Annotated in this window: 18 protein-coding genes and 1 pseudogene; 8 read left to right on the top strand and 11 right to left on the bottom strand. The window is 56.4% G+C overall.

All coding sequences use genetic code 11. The features are described 5' to 3' along the window. Positions 1-154 precede the first annotated feature (154 nt). The 3 genes from K0F88_RS04660 to K0F88_RS04650 all read left to right on the top strand — a co-directional run bounded on the left by K0F88_RS04660 (position 155) and on the right by K0F88_RS04650 (position 1,828). Positions 155-457 carry a helix-turn-helix transcriptional regulator gene (locus tag K0F88_RS04660; RefSeq protein ID WP_219094273.1) on the top strand — a complete coding sequence of 101 codons (303 nt, stop codon included), beginning with the start codon at positions 155-157 and terminating at the stop codon, positions 455-457. 61 nt (positions 458-518) lie between these two features. Beyond that, a complete protein-coding gene (locus K0F88_RS04655; protein ID WP_219094272.1) occupies positions 519-1,493 on the top strand; it encodes a zinc-dependent alcohol dehydrogenase family protein in 975 nt (324 codons plus the stop codon). Between the two features lie 41 nt (positions 1,494-1,534). Then, positions 1,535-1,828, top strand: coding sequence for an antibiotic biosynthesis monooxygenase (locus tag K0F88_RS04650; RefSeq protein ID WP_219094271.1), 294 nt, complete (start codon positions 1,535-1,537; stop codon positions 1,826-1,828). 9 nt (positions 1,829-1,837) lie between these two features. Here K0F88_RS04650 and K0F88_RS04645 read toward each other — a convergent pair. Together K0F88_RS04645 and K0F88_RS04640 are read right to left on the bottom strand one after the other, a co-directional pair. Further along, a pseudogene (locus K0F88_RS04645) lies at positions 1,838-2,035 on the bottom strand (IS5/IS1182 family transposase); the annotation flags it as partial. Between the two features lie 125 nt (positions 2,036-2,160). Further along, positions 2,161-3,351, bottom strand: a complete 1,191-nt coding sequence (locus K0F88_RS04640; protein ID WP_219094270.1) for an MFS transporter — start codon at positions 3,349-3,351, stop codon at positions 2,161-2,163. A gap of 112 nt (positions 3,352-3,463) precedes the next feature. Here K0F88_RS04640 and K0F88_RS04635 point away from each other — a divergent pair, with 112 nt between their 5' ends. After that, complete coding sequence (locus tag K0F88_RS04635) at positions 3,464-3,874, top strand: helix-turn-helix domain-containing protein (RefSeq protein ID WP_219094268.1); 411 nt, start codon at positions 3,464-3,466, stop codon at positions 3,872-3,874. 127 nt (positions 3,875-4,001) lie between these two features. Here K0F88_RS04635 and K0F88_RS04630 read toward each other — a convergent pair whose 3' ends face one another. The 4 genes from K0F88_RS04630 to K0F88_RS04615 form a co-directional block, all read right to left on the bottom strand. Further along, a complete protein-coding gene (locus tag K0F88_RS04630) occupies positions 4,002-4,346 on the bottom strand; it encodes a hypothetical protein (protein ID WP_219094266.1) in 345 nt (114 codons plus the stop codon). A gap of 169 nt (positions 4,347-4,515) precedes the next feature. Next, entirely contained in the window at positions 4,516-5,964 is a 1,449-nt protein-coding gene (gene eat / locus K0F88_RS04625) for an ethanolamine permease (protein WP_219094264.1), read from the bottom strand. An 82-nt stretch (positions 5,965-6,046) separates the two neighbouring features. Further along, a complete protein-coding gene (locus K0F88_RS04620; RefSeq protein WP_219094262.1) occupies positions 6,047-7,567 on the bottom strand; it encodes an aldehyde dehydrogenase family protein in 1,521 nt (506 codons plus the stop codon). A gap of 55 nt (positions 7,568-7,622) precedes the next feature. After that, on the bottom strand, positions 7,623-8,933 hold the full coding sequence (locus tag K0F88_RS04615) for an aspartate aminotransferase family protein (RefSeq protein WP_219094260.1): 1,311 nt from the start codon (positions 8,931-8,933) through the stop codon (positions 7,623-7,625). A 253-nt stretch (positions 8,934-9,186) separates the two neighbouring features. Here K0F88_RS04615 and K0F88_RS04610 point away from each other — a divergent pair, with 253 nt between their 5' ends. Together K0F88_RS04610 and K0F88_RS04605 are read left to right on the top strand one after the other, a co-directional pair. Then, complete coding sequence (locus tag K0F88_RS04610) at positions 9,187-10,197, top strand: phosphotransferase enzyme family protein (protein WP_219094258.1); 1,011 nt, start codon at positions 9,187-9,189, stop codon at positions 10,195-10,197. A gap of 182 nt (positions 10,198-10,379) precedes the next feature. Then, positions 10,380-11,474, top strand: coding sequence for an AraC family transcriptional regulator (locus K0F88_RS04605; protein ID WP_219094294.1), 1,095 nt, complete (start codon positions 10,380-10,382; stop codon positions 11,472-11,474). 21 nt (positions 11,475-11,495) lie between these two features. Here the strand turns inward: K0F88_RS04605 and K0F88_RS04600 are convergent, their stop codons facing one another. Next, positions 11,496-12,548 (bottom strand): AraC family transcriptional regulator, encoded by a 1,053-nt coding sequence (locus K0F88_RS04600; protein WP_219094256.1) that lies wholly within the window; start codon positions 12,546-12,548, stop codon positions 11,496-11,498. Positions 12,549-13,161: 613 nt separating this feature from the next. Here K0F88_RS04600 and fabG point away from each other — a divergent pair. Continuing rightward, complete coding sequence (gene fabG, locus K0F88_RS04595; RefSeq protein ID WP_219094254.1) at positions 13,162-13,935, top strand: 3-oxoacyl-ACP reductase FabG; 774 nt, start codon at positions 13,162-13,164, stop codon at positions 13,933-13,935. Between the two features lie 28 nt (positions 13,936-13,963). Continuing rightward, a complete protein-coding gene (locus tag K0F88_RS04590) occupies positions 13,964-15,499 on the top strand; it encodes an APC family permease (RefSeq protein ID WP_257605185.1) in 1,536 nt (511 codons plus the stop codon). Between the two features lie 402 nt (positions 15,500-15,901). On the opposite strand, the gene map is transcribed toward K0F88_RS04590, so the two are convergent. The 4 genes from map to K0F88_RS04570 all read right to left on the bottom strand — a co-directional run bounded on the left by map (position 15,902) and on the right by K0F88_RS04570 (position 19,264). Further along, positions 15,902-16,690: a type I methionyl aminopeptidase gene (gene map / locus K0F88_RS04585; protein WP_219094249.1), complete on the bottom strand. Its 789-nt coding sequence runs from the start codon at positions 16,688-16,690 to the stop codon at positions 15,902-15,904. Further along, a complete protein-coding gene (locus K0F88_RS04580; RefSeq protein ID WP_219094247.1) occupies positions 16,687-16,953 on the bottom strand; it encodes a ParD-like family protein in 267 nt (88 codons plus the stop codon). The genes map and K0F88_RS04580 overlap by 4 nt, the downstream gene beginning before the upstream one ends. A gap of 155 nt (positions 16,954-17,108) precedes the next feature. Beyond that, positions 17,109-18,218, bottom strand: coding sequence for an alkene reductase (locus K0F88_RS04575; RefSeq protein ID WP_219094245.1), 1,110 nt, complete (start codon positions 18,216-18,218; stop codon positions 17,109-17,111). A 95-nt stretch (positions 18,219-18,313) separates the two neighbouring features. Then, positions 18,314-19,264 (bottom strand): alpha/beta fold hydrolase, encoded by a 951-nt coding sequence (locus tag K0F88_RS04570; protein ID WP_219094243.1) that lies wholly within the window; start codon positions 19,262-19,264, stop codon positions 18,314-18,316. Positions 19,265-19,317: the final 53 nt, after the last annotated feature.

Here is a 19,317-nt window from a genome sequence, read left to right as displayed (position 1 = left end):
TGGCCGCAATGAGTAGCACTCGGCCCTCTTTTAAAGGCACCGATCGGCCAGAAGCAGACACTCGGTCTAGTCTACGAAAGCGCCAGCAATCGAAGCCCAAGATTGTTCTAATCTCTCGCATTGACATATCGGTAAATCTCGATATCATCAGCTTATGGAATTGATCGAAATATTCAAAGCCCTCTCAAACCCTACGCGTCTTGAAATCTTGAAAGGTTTGAAGGACCCCGCAAAGAACTTCCCTCCGCAGAATGAGGGTGACGTTCTCACGGTCGGCGTCTGCGTCAGCAGTATTCAAGAAGGTATCGGACTGTCGCAGTCAACGGTGTCCAGTTATCTGGCCACGTTGCAGCGAGTGGGCCTGGTCGAAGTCAGGCGCATCGGTCAGTGGACCTACTACAAGCGCAATGAAGCAACCATCAGTGCTCTTGCCGAGATCATCGGGAAAGATCTGTAATTTTTTACCGCAATATATCGAGATATCTCGATATTCCTTTTTATAGATGCGAGGATTTACTATGAAAGCGATGATACTTAGATCATTTGGCGGCCCGGAATCGTTCGAACTCTGCGACGTGCCCAAGCCGGTGCCGGGTGCGGGACAAGTCCTGGTGCGGGTGCACGCAACCTCCATCAACCCCTTGGATTATCAGGTTCGGCGTGGAGATTACTCCGACCTGGTGCCACTGCCGGCCATTACCGGACACGACGTATCCGGCGTTGTCGAAGAAGTTGGGCCAGGCGTGACGACCTTCGTTCCAGGAGACGAAGTCTGGTACACCCCGCAAATTTTCGACGGGCCAGGCAGTTATGCCGAGTACCACGTGGCGGCCGAAAGCATTATCGGGAAGAAGCCGCCATCACTGAGCCATCTTGAGGCAGCAAGTCTGACCCTGGTTGGCGGGACGGTGTGGGAAGCGCTGACCGTGCGTGCAGCGCTCAGAGTGGGAGAAAGCATTCTGATCCACGGCGGCGCGGGAGGCGTAGGTCATGTAGCGATACAGGTAGCAAAATCCATTGGAGCGCGAGTCTTCACGACCGTGCGCGAAGCAAACTTTGAGTTCGCACGCCGCATGGGGGCCGATGTACTCATCGACTACGAAAAGGAAGATTACGTCGACGCCATCCTGCGGGAAACCGGCGGCCACGGCGTGGATGTGGTGTTCGACACCATCGGCGGCAACACACTGTCGCGCAGCCCCGACGTGCTCGCTCAACTTGGCCGGGTGGTCTCGATTGTGGACATTGCCCATCCGCAAAACCTCGTTCAGGCGTGGGGCAAGAACGCGAGTTATCACTTCGTTTTCACCCGACAAAACCGCGGCAAGCTTGATGAACTGAGCACACTGGTAGAGCGCGGTCAGCTGCGCCCACACGTTGGCGCTGTCTATTCGCTTGCAGACCTTGGGCTCGCCCATGCCCGGCTGGAGAGTCCCAACAACGGCATTCAAGGAAAAATCGTGATTGCCGTCGAGCCATCGCTCATCTCGTAAGTGCGTACTTTTAATCGTTCAAGTCAATTTTAAGGAACATCATGATCTATGAAATCGCTCTGCTCCCCGTTCACAAAGAACGGATTGATATGTTCCGACATGCATTTGCCGAGGTCGCTCCTTTGCTCACCCGCGCAAAAGGTTACGGCGGCCACTTGCTCGCGCAAGGGATCGAAAGCCCAGAGATGTTCAACCTGATCGTGCGCTGGGCTTCACTTGAGGATCACACGCCGGGCTTCGAAGCGAGTGAGGACCATCGGCTGTTCATGATAGGCCTGGAGGAATATTTTTCGGACGAACCGAAGGTCTTCCATATTGAGGGGGGAAACTTTTAGGACTGACGAACCGTAGCAATAGCCCACGCCCAGCATGCGGATCATCAGCTCAGGGTCAAAAGAAGGACGCCCAATTGGGCTGTAAAAATCGATGAGGTAATGGAACAAGTCGCTCAGATAGAGACATCGATCAATGCTGCACAGAAGGTGATTCGCAGGGATGTGGTTTTCAAGGTTGAACGAGTAAAGCAGTCGCTCTTGCCCCACTCGATAACTATCCCATCATGCTGCGTACTTCCCTGCTGGCCAATGTAGAGACTTTGCCGCAAGCCAGACAGGGGAGCTACTTTTTCAACAGAATCGGCCATGAGCAGCCAATGGAGGATATTGGCTCAACCCACAGAATGCGCGAGGGCTCCCTTGCGCTTGGCAAGATGAGAAACGGTGAGCCAGCCAGAAGCCAACGCCAGTAGCAATGCACTCGTCGACAGAATCCCGCCTACCCAATTAGGCGCTGCATAACCCAAGCCTTGGGCGATCACCCAACCGCCCAGCCAGGCGCCGATCGCGTTGCCCAGATTAAACAACCCGATGTTCACGGATGCCGCCAGGTTGGGCGCACCGGCGGCACGCGCCTTGTCCATTACAAGACGCTGAATCGGCGACACACTGGCAAAGCCGAAGCCGGCCATCAGGAATACACACAAGGCTGATGCAACGCGGCTTTCCACGACGAAGAAGAACGCGAACAGCACCAGCGCCTGCCCCGCCAGGGTCACGTACAACAACGGCATCAGCGCGCGGTCAGCCAGTTTTCCGCCCAGCAAGTTGCCGATGAACAGCCCCAGACCGAACAAAAAGAGGATGCCGGTCACCCCGTGATCGGTGTAGCCCGTCAACTCCGTCATCATGGGCGAAATGTAGGTGATTGCTGTGAAGAATGCGGCGGGGCCGAGCACGGTAATGCCCATCGCCAGCAAAACATGCACGTCGATGAAGGCTGAAAACTCGTGGCGCAAACTGGGAGCCTGATGCTGCTTGACCTTCGGTACCAGCATCGCCACCGCCAGCATCGCCACGACACCGATCACCGTGATCGCCAGAAAGGTCGCGCGCCAGGACACCATCTGTCCCAGCCAGGTGCCGGCCGGCGTGCCGATCAGATTCGCCAGCGTCAGACCGCTGAACATGAAGGCAATGGCACTGGTGCGGCGGTTAGGTGCCACCAGCTCTGAAGCGAGGATCGAGCCGATGCCGATAAAAGCGCCGTGTGTCAGCGAAGTAACGACTCGACCGGTTAGGGCCCAAGCAAACGTCGGAGCGAGCGCCGTCAATAAATTGCCCACGATAAAGAATCCCATGAGCGACACCAGCATGGTTTTCTGAGGCAACCGCGCGCCCAGAATGATCAGCAGTGGCGCCCCTACAAACACCCCCAGTGCATAACTGGTCGCCATATAGGCGGCAACGGGTATGGAAAGGTTGAACTCGGCAGCGATCCCGGGTAACAAACCGACGATGACGAACTCGGTGACACCAATGCCGAACGTAGCAATGGCCAGAGCCCAAATGGCAGCAGGCATGACAAGTCCCTCTCAATTGAAGTGCGTAGTCGATGGGGGACTGTATAGGCATAGTTCCTGAATGGAAATTAGGTACTATAAAGGGACATAGATACCAATTGGTAACCATAAAATGCCGAAAATCGATGATATTCATCTGGTGTTTGACGCCAACTGCGCACCCCGCCGGATCATGGGGCTCTTCGCTGTGAAGTGGGTCAGCATCGTGCTGCACGCCCTTGATCGCTGGCCGGGCGGACGTTGTCGTACCGGGCAATTACAGAGGGCGTTACCCGGTATTTCCAAGAAAATGCTGGTACAGACATTGCGCGACGTGGAGGCCCGGGGCTTGGTCACGCGGCACATTCACACCGTCGTGCCGCCCAAAGTGGAATACGAACTCACGCCCTTGGGTAAAACCTTTGCCGAAGCCGTGGAAATGCTCTATCGCTGGGGAGAGGAACATCAGCACGCACTGGACGACGTTGAAGCGAACCTGGCCAGCGCCCTGGTCAATCTCGACCCTTCGTTGGAAAAAAGTTGAAAGGCCTCCTTCTCAACGGTATGGAAGGCGGCCCGGCAGATTTACCGCGACGCGTCTTGGCTGAACTGCCCAGCCATGATCAGCTTCTTGCGACCGGTCTGCTTGACCGCACTATTTAATTTCATGCTTATGACTTTTGGCCGATGCCCAAAGCCTGTTCACGCTCGCACGCGTCGAAAGCATAACTGTTCAGATACTCAGCGCTGGCCGCATTCGCTGCCTCGATCGCATCGGCCAACGCCCCCTCCCCGACCAGATTTGTGATTGCGCGTACAAGCCGATCGGCAAAGATTTGACTGTAAATCGTGACTAAATTTTGCGCCTCGCCGCGGTATCCCTTCTCGGCTACGCCTGCCGCTACCCGATTCGCGTAGGCCTTGTAGTGCAAATAATCTTCCAAGGCATCGACTTCATAACCACTGAGTCCCAGAGATATCGGGGTATTGCGGGGCTTCTTCAGTTCGTCGCTCATTGTCATTGCCTTGATGTTAGCGGACGCGAATCCCGCACCCTGGTACTGAATATGCCGCCGACCGATGGTGGGCTGTTTGCAAGCAGCGCTCCAGTTAGCTGGCTAGCAGTAGTAAAAGAAAGCTCACGTACTATTCGATGCTGCATGGCCGGTCTTTCAATAGGGGTCACTAAAGAGGCGTTTCTTCGGTTTTCTGGATGGCTGCGAACTCTTCCTCGGGAGTGCCGGACACCAAATGGTGGCGGCTGTATAACGCAAAGTAGGCAATGAACAGGGCGTAGATTGCCGCCGTACCCAACATCACTTTCGGATCTACCAGGAAGCCGGCGACCAGGGCGACCGCGGCCAGTACCAGGGCGAATGATGAGGTGACGATGCCACCCGGTGTGCGATACGGACGCTGCATGTCCGGGCGACGTATGCGCAGGGAAATATGCGCCGCCATCATCAGCACGTAAGACAATGTCGCGCCGAACACCGCTACCAGGATCAGCAGGTCACCTTGTCCCGTCAGCGACAGACCGAAACCGATGATCCCCGGTACTACCAGTGCGTAGACCGGTGCCTTGTTGCGGTTGGTAACCGACAGTTTGCGTGGCAGATAGCCCGCTCTCGACAACGCGAAGATCTGCCGCGAATAGGCATAGATCACCGAGAAGAAACTGGCAATCAGGCCGGCCAGGCCAACCAGATTGACGAACTGGCTCATCCAGGTCGAACCACCATAGACCGCCTCCAGAGCCGCCACCAGCGGGTTTCCGGAATCCAACAGTGCCTTGGCACCCGCAGCACCCGGGCCTACCGTCAGAATGAGCGCGGCAAAGATGAGCAGCACCAGCATGGCGCCGATCAAGCCTCGTGGCAGGTCGCGTGTTGGATTCTTGGTTTCCTCAGCGGCCAGAGCTACCCCCTCTACGGCGAGGAAGAGCCACATCGCGTAGGGAATGGCGGCCCAGATTCCGACATAACCAAATGGCAGGAAGCTGCTGGCCCCCTTCGCTTCGGTCACCGGGATATCGAAAAGGTTGGCGACTTCAAAGTGTGGAATCATCGCCACAATGAACAGGCCAAGCGCAATGGCCGCCACCGCCGTAATGACGAACATCAGCTTCAAGGCCTCTCCTGCGCCGAGGACATGGATACCGATGAACACCGTGTAGAACGCCAGATAGACCGGCCAGCCGCCAACGCCGAACAGTGATTCACAGTAGGCACCGATGAAGCAGGCAATTGCTGCTGGAGCGATGGCGTACTCAAGGAGGATCGCAGCCCCGGCGAAGAACCCACCCCAAGGTCCGAAGGCTGTACGGACGAAACCGTAGCCACCACCTGCGGTCGGAATCATCGAAGACAGCTCCGCCATGGAGAAGCACATGCACATGTACATGGCGGCCATAAGCAAGGTGGCGAGAAACATTCCACCCCAACCGCCTTGGGCCAAGCCAAAGTTCCAGCCTGCAAAGTCCCCGGAGATTACGTAGGCCACACCGAGGCCGATAAGCAGCACCCATCCTGCGGCGCCTTGTTTCAACTGTCGACTCTGGAAGTATTCTGCATTGACACTTTCAGTCCCGACGCCGTGCGCGAGGCTGACTGTGTGGTTTTTTTGAATGGACATGAGCAAGGCCCTCTTCTTCATGACGACCGCCGTGAAACCGGACGGTGGCGTGAGGCGGATTCGTTAGTGGCTAAGGCAGTACTTAGAAAAATCCCATTGGGTTGATGTCATAGCTGATCAGCAGGTTTTTGGTCTGCTGATAGTGGTCAAGCATCATCTTGTGAGTCTCACGCCCAATGCCGGACTTTTTGTAACCGCCGAACGCGGCATGCGCCGGGTACAGGTGGTAGCAATTGGTCCAGACACGACCGGCCTTGATCGCCCGGCCCACGCGGTAGGCGCGGTTGATGTCGCGGGTCCACAGGCCGGCACCGAGGCCGAACTCGGTGTCGTTGGCGATGGCCAGGGCTTCGGCTTCGTCCTTGAACGTGGTGATGCTCACCACCGGGCCAAAGATTTCTTCCTGGAACACACGCATTTTGTTGGTGCCCTTGAGCAGGGTCGGCTGGATGTAATACCCGGTCGCCAGGCTGCCCTCGAGTTTCTCGATCTTGCCACCAGTCAGCAGTTCGGCACCTTCGCCATTGGCGATTTCCAGGTACGAAAGAATTTTGTCGAATTGCTGCTCGGACGCCTGAGCGCCGACCATGGTGTCGGTGTCCAGCGGGTCGCCACGTTTTATCGACAGGACTTTTTTCATCACCACTTTCATGAAGTCGTCGTAGATCGACTCTTGCACGAGCGCTCGGGATGGGCTGGAGCACACCTCACCCTGGTTGAAGAAGGCCAGCACTAAACCTTCGGCGGCTTTTTCGATAAAGGCGGGCTCGGCGTTCATGATGTCTTCGAAGAAAATGTTCGGCGACTTGCCGCCAAGTTCCACGGTCGACGGAATGATGTTCTCTGCGGCGCACTTGAGAATGTGCGATCCCACTGGGGTGGAGCCAGTGAACGCAATCTTTGCGATACGCTTGCTGGTGGCCAGGGCCTCACCGGCTTCGCGGCCAAAGCCTTGGACTACGTTGAGCACGCCCGGCGGCAGCAGATCGCCAATCAGCTCCATCAACAGGGTAATCGACAGCGGCGTCTGTTCGGCTGGCTTCAAAATCACACAGTTGCCGGCGGCCAGGGCCGGAGCGAGTTTCCAGGCCGCCATCAACAACGGGAAGTTCCACGGGATTATCTGGCCGACCACGCCCAGTGGCTCGTGAAAGTGATAGGCGGCGGTGTGTTCGTCGATCTCGGCAGCGCTGCCTTCCTGGGCACGGATGCACCCGGCGTAGTAACGAAAGTGGTCGGCTGCTAGGGGGATGTCGGCGTTCAGGGTTTCACGTATGGCCTTACCGTTGTCCCAGGTTTCGGCCACGGCCAGTAGTTCGAGGTTGGCTTCGATGCGGTCGGCAATTTTCAGCAGCACCAGCGCGCGTTTTTGCACCGAAGTTTTGCCCCAGGCGTCGGCGGCGGCATGGGCGGCATCCAGGGCCAGTCCGATATCTTCGGTACTGGAGCGGGGGAATTCACCGATTACTGAGGCATCAACCGGGCTGGTGTTGGTGAAGTACATACCTTTGACCGGCGCAATGAATTCGCCACCGATGTAGTTGGCGTACCGTGGCTTGAGTTTGACAGCAGCATCTTGTGTTCCGGGTTTTGCGTAGATCATGTTTTTCTCCGTGACATTGTTATTGTGATTGTCGAGCGCAGTTCCGCTGCGCCGGTCAGAGTCGCTCGATCACTCGCTCCAGGCTGTTGAGGAAAATCTCTGCGTGCTCACGCTGGAATACCAACGGTGGCCGGACCTTGAGGGTATTGGCGTGTGGACCGGCGGCGCCGATCAGCACTTTTTCCTCTCGCAGACCGTTGACCACTTTTGCCGCGGTCGAGGCATCAGGAGTGCCGTCCGGGGCCGTGAAGTCGACAGCGGCGTACAGCCCCATGCCGCGAACATCACCGATGACCGTGTGGCGTGCGGCCAAGCTCTTGAGGCCATCGAGCATGAACTTGCCGGTCTCACCGGCATTGGCGATGAGGTTTTCCCGCTCGATCACCTCCAATACCGCCAGCCCGACAGCGGACGAAACCGGATTGCCGGCAAAGGTGTTGAAGTAGCCGGACTCGCTGGCGAAACGATGCAGGATTTCAGGCTTGATGGTGAGGCCAGCCGTTGGGTGACCGTTGCCCATCGGCTTGCCAAGGGTGACGATGTCCGGGATCAGGTCATGACACTGAAAGCCCCACATATGGCGACCTGATCGCCCGAAGCCCGGCTGAACTTCGTCGGCGATATACAGGCCACCGACCTCTCGCACAGCCTCAACGGCTTCGCGCAAGAAACCTGGCGGCTCGAAGAATCCGCCGTCACTGGTAAAGAATGTATCCAGTAGCAGGGCCGCTGGTTTGATACCGTGCCGGCGCATATCGGCCAGGGCCGCACGGACGTCGGCGGCAAATCGACGGCCGACTTCTTCGGGGTTTTTCGGGTTATGAATCGGTGCCGCAACCGTGCGCGCATCACGGTTCGCTGCGATCTGCGGAAACTGCGAGGAGGACAGTTCCGCAATACTGGCGGTCAGTCCGTGATAGGCGTAGTTCGTAACTATCACACCGGTACCGCCGGTGTAGTCACGGGCGATACGCACGGCCAAATCGTTGGCCTCGCTGCCAGTGCAGGTGAACATCGCCTGACTCAGTTCACCAGGCATGGTTCCCAGCAGTTTTTCGGCGAAATCCAGCACGTTGTCGTGCAGGTAACGGGTGTGCGTATTAAGGAGGCGAGCCTGACGACACAAGGCATCGACTACATGCGGATGGCAATGTCCGACTGACGGCACGTTGTTATAGACGTCCAAGTAGCGCTGCCCTTCGACATCGTAAACCCAGACACCTTCACCACGAACCAGGTGCAGCGGGTTCTGATAGAACAGTTGATAGCCTGGGCCGAGCAAACGCCGCCGCCGCTCGATCATCTCTCGGTTGCGTGGCGAGAGTGTATGACTGTTTTCCTGCGAAAAAGCGTTGGTTTTCAGCATGGTGCCTCCCTAGGCATGCAAAGAGTGCGATGCGCGGCATCCGCGTATCAGATGCTTGCCAGAGATAGTGCCGCTGGTTTCTTCGCACGACTTGACCTGGGGAGATTCGTTATCTGGTCTGCGGTCAACTTTTAGTCCGGGAGCCTGTAATTGTCCTCTGCAGTCAAATTCACTCATCCTGCGGTCAAGCGCATCCACAACAGTCTCTCCATCCTGATTCTGACTTTTCATCAGAACACTCTGGAGCTGACCTATGAGCACGGCAAAACAAGAAGAAATCGGCGTTCAGACCCTGCACGATGTGGCTGTCCGCACGCTCGCCCGTTGCTATCCACCCCGTGTGCAAGGGCAAGTAACGTTACTGTGTCATTCAGAGAACGCCACCTATCGTGTCGATACGCCGGGTGGGCAACGATATGCCTTGCGCGTGCACAAGCTGGGTTATCACCGAAAGACCGATATCGAGAGCGAGCTGAACTGGCTGAATGCTCTGCAAGAGTCAGGCATCCAAGTCCCGCGCCCCGTTGCTGGCCTTGATGGGCATTATGTGCAGCAAGCTCAGGTTAGTGTCGACGAAGACCTTAATCTGGTGCTGTTCAATTGGGTTGATGGGGCCGAGCCCACAGCAGATGTCGACCTGAGTGCTTTCAAGCGGCTAGGCGCCATCACCGCAAAGTTGCATCAGCACAGCCAGGAATGGCAGCGCCCAGCTGATTTTTGCCGAATTATCTGGGATCACCAAAGCATGGTCGGACCTCAGGGACAATGGGGAAACTGGCGAGATGCGGTCAATCTGGACAGACGCGATTTGGGCCTGATAGAGGGCGCGTTGCAACGCGTGGATCGCGAGTTGGCAAGCTATGGTCAGGACGATAAGCGGTACGGTTTGATCCATGCCGATCTGCGTCTGGCCAATCTGCTAGTCGATCATGAGCAGACGCATGTGATCGATTTCGACGACTGCGGTTTTGGCTGGTACATGCATGATCTGGCCGCAGCCCTGAGCTTTTACGAGCACCACGAGCGGCTGAATGACTGGATCGAACACTGGCTGGCCGGCTATGCGACCGTCAGGCTTTTGAGTGCACACGACATCGCCATGATTCCGACCTTTATCATTCAGCGGCGAATCCAGGTTCTGGCCTGGACCGGCACCCACGCTGACACGCTGCAAGCGCGTAGCCTCAGTGCGGACTGGGCGCAGCAAAGTGTTGACTTGTGCCGGCGATATTTAATGGATGAGCTCGCTCAGGTCGTCGTTTGATGAAGACTCACGAGGGAGAGTAGAAGTTGCTAAAGAACTCACTACTGACCTAAGGTGGGTACAGACACCGTTGGATACCATTGTGCAGCACGGTTGAGAGTCAAAATATTTGGTCTTGAGCGGTTTTTGTCTTTTGGTGTGATAGTCGCGTATTAACGCGGTTCATATGAGGAAAGGTCATGATGGGCTCATACCTCGCTCAAGACTCCGATCTGTCCAGGCAACTGGCATCAACGGTTGGCAACCGTAACACTGGCGTTTTGGCAGCGGCAGCGACGGGTCTCTGTACGTTCATCAAGGAGCATGGCGGAGATGCTGACCGAATTCTGGGAATGTCAGGCATCAACCCGGAAGACTTGCAACATCCGACCCAAAGCCTGGGCTTGGCGAACTACTGTCAGGTCTTTGAAGAGGCCGCCCATCAGTCGCGCTGCGATAACTTTGGCCTTTACTATGGCCACCAGTTCCAACCCCAGGCCTTGGGGCTTCTTGGTTATATCGGGCTGTGTTCACCTACGGTCGAGCAGGCATTGATCAATGTAGCCCGCGCTTTTCCCTACCATCAACAAAATAGCCTCATATGCCTGGTCGACGAGGGCGAGTGTTACCGGTTTGACTATCAAGTGCGACACCGCGCCATTCTCAGCAAGCGCCAGGATGCAGAGCTGTCCCTGGGGATCATAAACAACCTGATACGGCATGTGCTGGGCAGCCAGTGGGCCCCTCGCGCGGTGCACTTCGAGCATCCACGACCCGAGTCCTGGCACGAACACTGCCGCCTGTTCAATGCCCCGGTCTATTTCGAGCAGCCATGCAATTCTCTGATCATTCCCAAGCTAAATCTGGGGCGCAGAATGCCAGCCAGCGATCCTACGCTGCTAATCGTTATGCAGGACGCCATTCGTCAGTTGAACACTCAGGAAAAGACGCTCCCCAATATCGTGGACGACACTATCGTGCAGGTACGCAACCAGTTGTTAAGTGGTGAGCCGGTCATGGAAGTTGTTGCAGAAAAGATGGGGTTGAGTAGTTGCTCTTTGCAGCGTCGTCTGCGCGATCAAGGTGTGTCCTTTACCGTCATAGTGGACAAGACCCGTTGTGAACTGGCAACGCATTATCTGTTGCAACATCATTTGCCGATCTCCGAGCTTGCTCCTTTGCTCGGCTACTCCGAAGCTAGCGCCTTCTCCCGGGCGTTCCGCCGCTGGTTTGGCATTAGTCCACGGCAGTGGCGACAGCATAGAGAGCCCGTTGAAAAGCGCAGCCTGGCGCATTAAATAGTCACTAGACAATACGGATTATGAGCCAGACTTACGCCACTGATTCGGACTCACTCCGTTCCATCGGCGGAAAGCTCGTGAGAAAGCACTGACTTCTGAATATCCAAGGAGAAGTGCGAGTTCCGAAATTGGCAATCTTGTCTGAGTCAAATAGTACTGAGCTTGTTCTTGGCGCACCTTATCAACCAGGCTAGAAAAGGTTAACCCTATCTCGCCAAGCCGACGTTGCAGGCTCCAACTTGTAGTTTTCAGTAGTTCTGCCACTTGATTAAGACTAGGGTCACCCTTAGCGAACTGAATTCGGATCTGCGCCTGAACATCATTAATGATGCCATGCCCTCCCTGCCTTTCGCCCCCCTGCCGCGCCAGCAAGTCCATGCTTTCCATGACGATGGCTAAAAGCCGACTATCACGACCGGGCATCACTTTATCAAGGGCACTCCTCCTGAACACCAGTGAATTACACGGCTGACCAAAGAAGACCGGAGCATCGAAGGCTTTACAGTGCTCGTGCCAGGCCTCTGGCTGGGGGTGTTCAAAATGAACACGCTCAGGTGCCCACCGTTGCCCGATGGAGTGACGCATCAAGTTGGTGAACATTCCCAGAGAAAGTTCGGCGTCCTGACGCTTGCGAAAGATTGCGCCGTACTGAACCTGGTAATCGAGACGACACCACTCACTCTCCACCTCAAGTCGCAGCAGACTGCCTTGCTGATGTATAGGAAACACCTTCACTACATTGCGCAACGCGTCTCCCAGGGTTTCCGAACACATGCCGACATATCCGAGCATACCCAGGCTGTCCGGTTTGAACTGGTTGCCGTAACGCAAACCAAAGTTGCCATCTTGAGTCTGGCGAGCGGCCTCTTCGAAAACTGCACAATACTGATCAAGATCCAGTCTCAAAGTGGGATGCTGCAGATGCTCCGGATTGAGCCCCGCATGACCAAGAATTCGGTCTGCATCCCCGCCTTTCTGCCGAATAAACTCAATCAAACCTGTTGCGGCCGAACTGAGAACTCCGATTGATTGAGGCTGATCGGCGAGTCGCCGTGTTGTGGCGAGTTGCATGGCAACCTCTCACACAGTTGCGGATGGGGGCGTTATGACCTTTTGGACAAGCACAATACTCAAGCAAATTCCATGCCGTTCTAGAGGCGCGCGCTCTGAGCACTCCGAGCAGCACTCCGAGCAGCACTCCGAGCAGCACTCCGAGCAGCACTCCGAGCAGCGCTCGATTGCGTGAGAGCGCTGTTTCATAGTGCACCCCAAACGGTTTGGGAGGTTGTTGGTGCACACATGAGTACGCGGTAGGGGTTATGAACTGATCACTTCAATCTGCTCAATCAGCGACTACTGATTTCTTTGCAAGTGCGGCGCGTGTTTCCAATGACCCCAATGGGCGACCACTAGTTTTTTGCAAGCGCGGCGCATGTTCCCAATAACCCCAATGGGCGTATACACGGCATAAGTGGCATTTTCTGATCGCCAAGGAAGATTGACTTTCCCCCCTGTTGAAAATTATCGCTGGCACCTCGAGGCAAGTCGTTGACTGGCGAGCACAAACCAAAACCCTTTTATTGATGATTTGATGGTTGGGTACAAAAAATGTGCTCGGCGGTCAAGTCGTACATGAAGGCTTAACTCACTATCAAGCCTCCCTCATTTGATAGGAGCTGCGCAGATGTTCACGTCCTTAAGTGGTAAGAGTGTCCTGGTCACTGGTGCCAGCACCGGCATAGGCCTTGGAATTGCCAGGCAGTTTGCTATTCAGGGCGCAAAAGTGCTGATTACCGCCCGCAACGCAGACAAGGTCGAAGCAGTCGCTGCCGGTATGCGCGCTGAAGGGCTTCAAGTACAGGGGCTGGCCTCCGATGTGGCTGATGCCGCTTCTGTGGTGGCGCTCATGCGCACCCTGGAGGTGATGCACGGCGGCCTCGATGTGCTGTGCTGCAATGCTGGCATTTTCCCCAACTCTGCATTGGAAAGCTTGACTGAGGCAGAGTGGGATCGGGTGATGGGCACCAATGCCAAAGGCACATTCCTGTGCGTGCAAGCCGCTCTGCCCCTCCTGCGACTTGCCGAATACGGTCGGGTGATCCTCACCTCATCTATTACAGGCCCCATCACCGGGTCTCCTGGCTGGGTACATTACGGCGCGAGCAAGGCGGCGCAGTTGGGGTTCATGCGTACTGCGGCGATCGAGTTGGCCAAGGACGGCATCACCGTCAACGCGATACTACCTGGCAATATTGTCACTGAAGGCTTCCTGGACGTGGATGCTGAGTATCAAGCGGGCGTGGCGGCCTCCATCCCGCTCAAACGGTTGGGCACTTCCGAGGACGTTGCCAGCGCTGTCCTGTTCTTTGCCAGCCGCGAAGCCGGCTACATCACGGGGCAAAGCCTGATCATCGACGGTGGCCAGGTCCTGCCCGAATCACTTCAAGCCCTTGTTTGAACAACCACCCTGAACAAGGAATATGCCCATGAACACAATTATCACTGCTTCTCCACCGGACCTCACGGCATCTGCCGGCGTGCAGCGCTTACGCAAGAACTCCGTAGGGTTGTTTGGCGTGTTATTCATGACGATCGCCACGGCGGCGCCGATCACCGCCATGCTGGGTAATGTGCCGATTGCCGTGGGTAGCGGTAATGGACAATTCGCCCCCGCAGGTTACCTGGTGGCGACGGTCATCTTGGCGTTGTTCGCACTGGGCTATTCGCAGATGGCCAAGTACATCACCGCGACTGGAGCCTTTTACGGCTTCATCTCCCATGGGTTGGGCCGGGTTGTTGGTATGTCATCGGGCATTACTGTCACCTTGACCTACATTGTATTTGAAGCCGCGCTGGTGGGGATTTTTGCCTTTTTCTGCCAGGAGTTCGTGCAGAGCGTACTCGGCTTTCAAGTCCATTGGCTGGTATTCGCGCTGTTGATGCTCGCGGCGAATGGCATCCTTTGTTATTTCGACCTCAGTCTGGCAGCCAAGCTGCTAGGCGGCTGCCTGATCCTGGAAATTCTTATGTTGGGGGTGACTGCGTTCGCGGTGCTGCTACATGGCGGCGATGCGCAGGGCTTGCACGTGGAGTCGATCAACCCTCTCAACGCATTCAAACCGGCCGAGGGCGTTGTCGGCGCTAGCGCGGGTCTGGGATTGTTTTTCGCTTTTTGGTCATGGGTCGGATTCGAGTCCACCGCCATGTATGGTGAAGAGTCCCGAGATCCCAAGCGCATCATTCCCCTGGCCACAATGATGGCGGTGATCGGCGTGGGAGTGTTCTATGTCTTTGTCTCCTGGATGGCCATCGCTGGAACAGGCCCAGCCAACGCCATTCAACTGGCCCAGAATCCGGCAACTGCTGCCGAATTGTTTTACGGTCCGGCGCGTACTTATCTGGGGGAGTGGGCGGTGACCTTGTTCAAGGTGTTGGTAATCACCGGTTCCTTCGCCTGCGCCATGGCTTTTCACAACTGCGCGTCGCGCTACCTGTACGCGCTTGGGCGCGAAAATCTGTTTGAATGCCTAGGCCGTAGTATTGGCCATACTCACCCAAAACACGGCTCTCCGCACGTGGCGTCTACTGTGCAGACTGTAATCGCCACGCTGATCGTGTTTGCATTCTGGCAGCAGGGCAAGGATCCCTACGCGGACATGTTCACCTTGCTAGCCATTCTTGGCACCATGGGCATTATGATCGTCCAGGCGCTCTGTGCTTTCGCGGTCATCGCCTGGTTCCATTTCGATCCTGCGAACCGCCAAAAGGCGCACTGGTTCAAGACCTTCCTGGCACCACTAATTGGCGGTCTGGCGATGCTGTACGTGGTCTATCTGCTCTGGATCAACATGGGCTTCGCCGCTGGTAATGCCGTCAACTCGCTGCTCTACCAACTCATTCCCTACATCGTGCTGGCCAGCTTCCTGCTCGGTGCTGGTATTGCCTTGTATTTCAAATACTTCGATACCGACAAGTATCAGGTCATCGGCCGTATTGTCATGGACGAGCAACGTCACGTTTGAGGAGTTTGCGATGTTAAAAGTCAATGCCTTTGATCGTAACCAAGCGCCATGTTACAGGCCGACCAGCGTCGTTAGCGTCTGCTGCCGGTAATAAGCCTCGGCCCACGTTAATTGTGTGATGCGGTGAATCACACGGATATCGATGGGTCGCTACTATTTGCATTAAAAGCGCTGCTAGAAGTGTGCAACGTCACACGAGAGGCGACCTCGTTAGGGATCAGCCAAGCCTGGATCATCTCGCTGCTTGGTCCTTGCGACTGTCCGCTTTGACCCCTGCAATGCTGCACGACTCAACCGCGAACCTTTCAGAGATTGCCCTCCCCTACGATTTCAATTCCCAGGGGCGCAGGCAACCGCCTTCAAGCAACACCCTGGTGTGAGTCCGGCGCAGTTGCGTAGAGGTTAGATGGCAGGAAATTCATCGATATTGTCGGGCCAGGCAGACAGCACTTGAAAGCCGTCCTCCGTGACCGCAACCATGTGCTCCCACTGTGCCGAGAGTGAGTTGTCCCGAGTGACCACTGCCCAGCCGTCCGCCAGGGTTTTCACATGACGCTTGCCCGCGTTCAGCATGGGCTCGATGGTGAAAATCATGCCCGCTTTGAGCTTCAGTCCCTGGCCCGGATAGCCGTAATGCAGGATCTGCGGCTCATCGTGATAGACCTTGCCAATCCCGTGACCGCAGTATTCGCGGACAACGCTGAATCCGTCTTTTTCCGCAACCGTTTGAATCGCATGACCGATGTCGCCCAGCGTTGCACCGGGGCGAACGACACGAATGCCGGCGCACATCGCGTCGTAGGTCGTCTTGACCAGACGTCGCGCCTCCTGGCTGGGCTCGCCGACAAAGTACATGCGACTGGTGTCGCCGTACCACCCGTCCTTTTTCACCGCGATGTCGATGTTCACAATGTCGCCATCCTGCAACACTGCGGCCGACGGCAGGCCGTGGCAGACCACGTGGTTGACCGAGGTCAGCACGGTTTTCGGGTAGCCGAGATAGCCAATATTGCCCGGAATGGCTTTCTGCACATTGACGATGTAGTCGTGGCAGAGCCGATCTAATTCGTCGGTGGTCACCCCCGCTTTCACATGGGGCTTGATCATGGCCAGCACCTCGGCAGCCAGCACTGCGGCAACACGTGACTGGGCAATTTCCGCCGAAGACTTGATCGGAACATTCGTCTTCATTGCTTCGCTCCGCCAGCTACATGAAGCTGAGGGCTTGGGGAGCTGTCCGCAAGGGCGCAGAGCTTTTCCAGGTCAAGACCACCTTCCAGCTCTGCACGAACCAACATGCGGCAGATGTCGCTGTGATCGAGGTTGGGGTGCAGTTCCGCAAGCATCCCGATACGCATCCAATGCTCTGCCTGGGCATTGATCGAACGGCTCAACGCATTGCTGGCGACACGCAAATGCTCATGCATGTCTTCTGAGATTTTCACGATTCCCATGGCCACCAACTATATGAAATGTACATAGATCGTATATTAGCGAGTTTGATCGCGAAATCAAATTTGCGGGTTTGTGTGGCCGGTCCCTTTACTAAGAACGAAGCCATGAGTGGCGCGAGGCGGCTCAACGGCACCACGCGCTGATCGTTAGCCGGCTAGTTGGATAATTCGGCATAGACTGGATAATCCACGTAGCCCTCCTCGCCGCCGCCATAAAGCGTCGGGCGGTCAGGTGAGGCCAAAGGCAGATCACGCTGTAGCCGGTCAACCAGGTCCGGATTGGCGATAAAGGGTTGTCCGAAGGCTGCCAGATCGATCAGGCCCGCCTCCAACATCTGCGTCGCGTGCTCACGGGTCAAACCGCCTGCAAGAATGACGGTGCCGCCGAAAGCTGTCTTGAAGCGTTTAAGGAAGTCGTGGGTCAGCAGCGATTCCCCTTGTCCCCGGTTGTCCACCAGATGAACGTAGGCGATGCCGCGCTTGCCCAGTTCCGCTGCGAGGTAGAGATAGGTTGCCTGGTTTTCCGGGTAATCCGGCACGAACAACTGGCTGTTGGGCGAGAGCCGAATGCCAACCTTATGGGCACCAATATTGGCCACCACCTGATCTACCGTTTCCAGGGTAAGGCGTGCGCGGTTCTCAACCGACCCACCATAGCGATCCTGACGAACGTTCAAGTCGGCATTGAGGAACTGCTCCAGCAGGTAGCCATTGGCACCGTGGATTTCGACGCCATCAAAGCCTGCCTTCATGGCATTGATAGCGGCGTTGACGAAATCTTCTTCGATGGCGGGGATTTCAGCGGTGGAAAGCGCACGGGGCGGCGTCGGGTCCGCTGGCCCACGGCCGCCCTCGGGAAGGTTGATGAACACACGGTTGCCGGGACTGCTTTCTACTGGCTTATCGCTCGGGCCGACGGGAGCAGCTGCGTCAGGTTGAAGAGTGGCATGGGACATACGCCCCACATGCCAGATTTGCGCGAAGATGATGCCACCCGCTTCATGCGCAGCCTCGGTGACGAGGCTCCAGCCCTCGACGTGTGCATCGGAATAGATTGCCGGAACGGCCAGGTAGCCCTGTCCTTGCGCAGAAATGGGCGTGCCCTCGGTGATGACCAGACCTGCACTGGACCGCTGCCGGTAGTAGCGTGCATTGAGCGCGTTGGCCACAAAACCCTCGCTTCTCGAACGGGTCATGGGCGCCATCACGATGCGGTTACGCAGCATCTGGCCTGCCAGTTCGTAGGTATCGAATAATTGGCTCATAGGATTTCTCTGAGGCATTCCTATGTCATTTCCATAGGATGCAAAAAGTAAGAAAGGTGTGCGCGAAGCACATTCATCGCGTTCGCGAACGAAAGCTAAACGCCGAACTGATTGCCTTGTTCGTCGAAAAAATTCAGCAGCTGCTCGGTGACGAACTCCGGCTGCTCCATGACGATGAAATGACCGCTGTCTTCCACCTTCTCCAGGCGGAAGTCCGTTGCATGCTGCGCAGTGATCTGCAGCCAGTGCCAACCGGTGTGTTCAGCGCCAAGCCCGAGCACCGGCATTGTCAACCTGGCATAGGCTTTCTGGTCGTTGATGTCTCGTGGCCAGGCCCGATACCACGCATGGCCGGCCCTGATGCCGTCGGTGCTCGAGTACGCATCGCCATAGACGGCAAGATCGATCGGATCGATCCGGGAACGGTTCGCCAGCATGTAGTTGAAAAGCCAGGCGATGTAGTTGCGCATTCCATTGCCGCTGAGGAGGCTCTCACCCAGCCCTTGAACCTGATGAAATGCGAACCACCACGGGTAGGGAGGATGTTCGGCATCGATCTTGTCGCCGAATGTTCCCTCTCTCGGCAACATCGAAAATTCGAACCAGCTTTCGTCCGGATGCGGCACGTCGAGCAGCGCAAGCCGTGTCACCACCTCCGGATGGTTCGCGGCCAGGCTGAAGGCGACCATCGCCCCGATGTCATGCCCTGCGATGTTGACTGCCGTGAAGCCGAGGCTTGCGATCAGCTGAAAAATGTCCTCGGCCATGGTTTTCTTGTCGTAGCCTCTTTCGGGGGCTTGCGAACTGCCCATGCCGCGTATATCGACCACGATGACTTGATAGCTTTTGCTCAAGGGTTCCATGACGTTGTGGTACGCCCACCACGTCTCCGGGTGGCCCGGGAGCAGGATGAGCGGTGGCCCCTTCCCGCCAATCACGTAATGAAGCGTGACGCCATTCACTGTGGCGAAGCGGCTTTCAAAGCCAGGAATGCGCTTGACCAGCGCATCGTCGGAAGTGTCGAACTGCACGTTATCTTCGAGCATGACAGTGTTCCTTTTTTCGTTAGAAATTCATGACGCGCCCGAGGCAAGGGCGT

Source organism: Pseudomonas sp. UMAB-40, assembly GCF_900095275.1.
Lineage (GTDB): Bacteria > Pseudomonadota > Gammaproteobacteria > Pseudomonadales > Pseudomonadaceae > Aquipseudomonas > Aquipseudomonas mandelii_B.
Note: the sequence above shows the minus strand (reverse complement) of the source record. Positions and strands in the feature narration are given on the sequence as shown.

Coding starts and splice junctions, on each gene's coding strand:
- fabG (WP_219094254.1), top strand. CDS start 13,162: ATGTTCACGTCCTTAAGTGGTAAGAGTGTCCTGGTCACTGGTGCCAGC.
- K0F88_RS04635 (WP_219094268.1), top strand. CDS start 3,464: ATGCCGAAAATCGATGATATTCATCTGGTGTTTGACGCCAACTGCGCA.
- K0F88_RS04660 (WP_219094273.1), top strand. CDS start 155: ATGGAATTGATCGAAATATTCAAAGCCCTCTCAAACCCTACGCGTCTT.
- K0F88_RS04615 (WP_219094260.1), bottom strand. CDS start 8,933: ATGCTGAAAACCAACGCTTTTTCGCAGGAAAACAGTCATACACTCTCG.
- K0F88_RS04580 (WP_219094247.1), bottom strand. CDS start 16,953: ATGGGAATCGTGAAAATCTCAGAAGACATGCATGAGCATTTGCGTGTC.
- K0F88_RS04600 (WP_219094256.1), bottom strand. CDS start 12,548: ATGCAACTCGCCACAACACGGCGACTCGCCGATCAGCCTCAATCAATC.
- K0F88_RS04570 (WP_219094243.1), bottom strand. CDS start 19,264: ATGCTCGAAGATAACGTGCAGTTCGACACTTCCGACGATGCGCTGGTC.
- K0F88_RS04575 (WP_219094245.1), bottom strand. CDS start 18,218: ATGAGCCAATTATTCGATACCTACGAACTGGCAGGCCAGATGCTGCGT.
- K0F88_RS04605 (WP_219094294.1), top strand. CDS start 10,380: ATGGGCTCATACCTCGCTCAAGACTCCGATCTGTCCAGGCAACTGGCA.
- K0F88_RS04655 (WP_219094272.1), top strand. CDS start 519: ATGAAAGCGATGATACTTAGATCATTTGGCGGCCCGGAATCGTTCGAA.
- K0F88_RS04620 (WP_219094262.1), bottom strand. CDS start 7,567: ATGATCTACGCAAAACCCGGAACACAAGATGCTGCTGTCAAACTCAAG.
- K0F88_RS04590 (WP_257605185.1), top strand. CDS start 13,964: ATGAACACAATTATCACTGCTTCTCCACCGGACCTCACGGCATCTGCC.
- K0F88_RS04630 (WP_219094266.1), bottom strand. CDS start 4,346: ATGAGCGACGAACTGAAGAAGCCCCGCAATACCCCGATATCTCTGGGA.
- K0F88_RS04650 (WP_219094271.1), top strand. CDS start 1,535: ATGATCTATGAAATCGCTCTGCTCCCCGTTCACAAAGAACGGATTGAT.
- K0F88_RS04640 (WP_219094270.1), bottom strand. CDS start 3,351: ATGCCTGCTGCCATTTGGGCTCTGGCCATTGCTACGTTCGGCATTGGT.
- K0F88_RS04610 (WP_219094258.1), top strand. CDS start 9,187: ATGAGCACGGCAAAACAAGAAGAAATCGGCGTTCAGACCCTGCACGAT.
- eat (WP_219094264.1), bottom strand. CDS start 5,964: ATGTCCATTCAAAAAAACCACACAGTCAGCCTCGCGCACGGCGTCGGG.
- map (WP_219094249.1), bottom strand. CDS start 16,690: ATGAAGACGAATGTTCCGATCAAGTCTTCGGCGGAAATTGCCCAGTCA.